Source organism: Shewanella sp. A22 (assembly GCF_053850585.1).
The window spans coordinates 1-2,486 of the sequence record NZ_JBSQBN010000220.1 but is presented as its reverse complement, the minus strand read 5'-3'; the positions used below and the strand labels follow the sequence as shown (position 1 = coordinate 2,486).

Annotated in this window: 1 protein-coding gene and 2 pseudogenes; 2 read left to right on the top strand and 1 reads right to left on the bottom strand. The window is 35.0% G+C overall.

The features are described from left to right. Positions 1-127: pseudogene (locus ACWXWT_RS20310) on the bottom strand (transposase); the annotation flags it as partial. Positions 128-177: 50 nt separating this feature from the next. On the opposite strand from ACWXWT_RS20310, the gene ACWXWT_RS20305 reads away from it, so the two are divergent. Together ACWXWT_RS20305 and ACWXWT_RS20300 are read left to right on the top strand one after the other, a co-directional pair. Continuing rightward, positions 178-1,503 (top strand): hypothetical protein, encoded by a 1,326-nt coding sequence (locus ACWXWT_RS20305; protein WP_456043379.1) that lies wholly within the window; start codon positions 178-180, stop codon positions 1,501-1,503. Between the two features lie 161 nt (positions 1,504-1,664). Beyond that, positions 1,665-1,802, top strand: a pseudogene (locus ACWXWT_RS20300) (transposase); the annotation flags it as partial. Between the last annotated feature and the right edge of the window lie 684 nt (positions 1,803-2,486).

Genomic DNA, 2,486 nt, shown 5'->3' with positions numbered 1-2,486 from the left:
CGATGAGAATGTCCTCAACGCCTCGTTGCTGCAGTTCAGTGAGGACACCTAACCAAAATTTAGCCCCTTCATTTTCAGCTATCCAAAGCCCCATTAGCTCTTTATGGCCTTCAAGGTTAATTCCTAAAAATTTAAAATTGGGTGGCATAGTTAACTTGTGGGTGGCATAGTTAACTTGTGTCTTTATCTCAAGTGTTGAAGCTAAAAAAAGCCACCCTGCTTATCGGCAATAAAATGGGTGGCATGATTAATTTGTTCATAAAACATAAGTTACTTATAATGCGAAATATCTACTTGTCGGCCTTTGTATTGCTGGTTTATACAAATCACTTATATGCTAATGAACCTAGTGAGTTAGGTTTTTTGTATAAGCAAGTCATCGATGCGCCAAAAAACAAATCATATAATGATGCAATTAGTAAAGTCATTGAAGTGAAAGATAAATATAAAGGCGACCTACAAAGCCAGTTTGCAATAAATCAGCCGTTAACAACGTTATATTCATATGTAGGACAGTATGAAAAGGCAATTAGTTTTCCTACTGATGATCCACTTATTACCGAAGATCTTATTGAAAGCCTTTTTCCAATATCGGCAGTAGACAAAATACTAAAAATGTCCAAAGAAACTCAAATTGTCATGATAAATGAGGCGCACCACATCGCTCTTCATCGTACTTTAACAACATCTTTACTGCAAAAGCTATGGAGTAGTGGGTATCGTTACTTAGCAATTGAAACTCTATCAAAGAGAGATGTTGACATCAATATTCGAGGGTATGCTATCGAACGCTCTGGCACATATTCTAACGAACCCGTATATGCCGAAATGATCAGAACAGCTAAAAAACTTGGTTATCAAATTATAACGTATGATGATTCTTCGGGTAATGAAAGAGAGAAGGTAGCAGCTAAAAAAATATATAATGCGTCATTTTCTATTAATAAAAATGCCAAAGTTATAATTCATTGCGGCTATAGTCATATTTTAGAAAAAAATATTAAAGACAAAAGAATCTGGCTAGCAAACGAATTGGCTAATATTACCGGTGTTAATCCGCTTACAATTAGTCAAACTAACTTAATGGAGTCAAAAACGTTAGAATTTGAAAATCCTATTTACAATAAAATTTTAAAAAAATTCAACCCGAAAAATCCTATTATTTTGACTGATAATTTGGGGATTGTATGGTCAACCATGCCAGGGCAGCATGATGTTGATGTCATTTGGCCTAGAACGACATACAGCAATACTCGCCCAGATTGGTATATTAAAAATTACGACTTAATCTCATTTGAAGGCAAATGGTGTAGAGATAAATATCCATGCATTATTGAAATAAGAAGGGAACATGAATTGAACGCTGTACCATTTGATCGACTACGTATTGAGCAGAAGCCAAACGAAAAAATCGTACTGCGGTTACCTTCACATAAATCCATTATATTTGGTTTCAATGAACACGGAGAACAAGTGTTTAAAGGACCAACAAAAAATCATTAGTAACGATTGCAATGGGTAATAACTTGGTCACCGTAACAGAATAAATATTGAGTATTCAACTGCGCTTTAATTGCTTTTCTTGAAAATGAAAAAGGCTAGAATAAGACAAATTATTGTTATATTAGTATCATAAAAATGGGTGGCATGGTTTTTATTGCCGGCTTAAAATCACTACAGAGTTTGGTGTATTATTCAAAGGTGCGGTAGGGGCTTTACCTGCATTAACACAATATTGTGAACATCTAGAGCGAAAGCGGCGCCAAGGCGCATCAAACTGCCAGCGCTGGTTGTGTGCTTAAGGTTTAATCTCAAAACGAAAACAAACACTCAAATAATAACCTCCTTTTCCAGCTTGATATCAATCAAGTGACTAGTGTTGTGTTGGATTTGCCTCATTGCTCACTATTTTCCATTTAGTGCTCAGTTTGTTGATAATTCTTATTCAATTTATACATTTGAATAGTGCAGAGGGTTATCGCAATCAAAGTAAAAAGCAGTTATGTTAATCATCATAAAATTGGGTGGCATAGTTAACTACTAACTCTCAGTTTGTTGATGATTTGTCTTCAATTTATACATTTGAATAGTGCAGAATACTATCGCAATCAAAGCTAAAAGCAGTTATGTTAATTCATCATAAAAATGGGTGGTATGATTAATTTATGGTGTAATGCTTTAATCAATTATGGAGAATATTTTAGATGAAGGATGATCAATTCAAGGCATGGGAACTAACTCGCGAAAAAGGTAAGTTAAACTTTTTTCTAACTAGAGGCGTTTTGTCATATGGTTTACCAATGTTCATCATAATGGCATTTATGAACAAGCCTTTCGTAGATGGTTTTACTTCTAAAGCGTAAGCGGTCAATGAACTGGTGAAGCTTATTCTGCTTCACCTAAATCAACATTCCACGGCAGCAAATCAGACATATCATCTAATAGTGCACGCCTGGGTAATTCCGTAAATAGATGACGGAAATAGT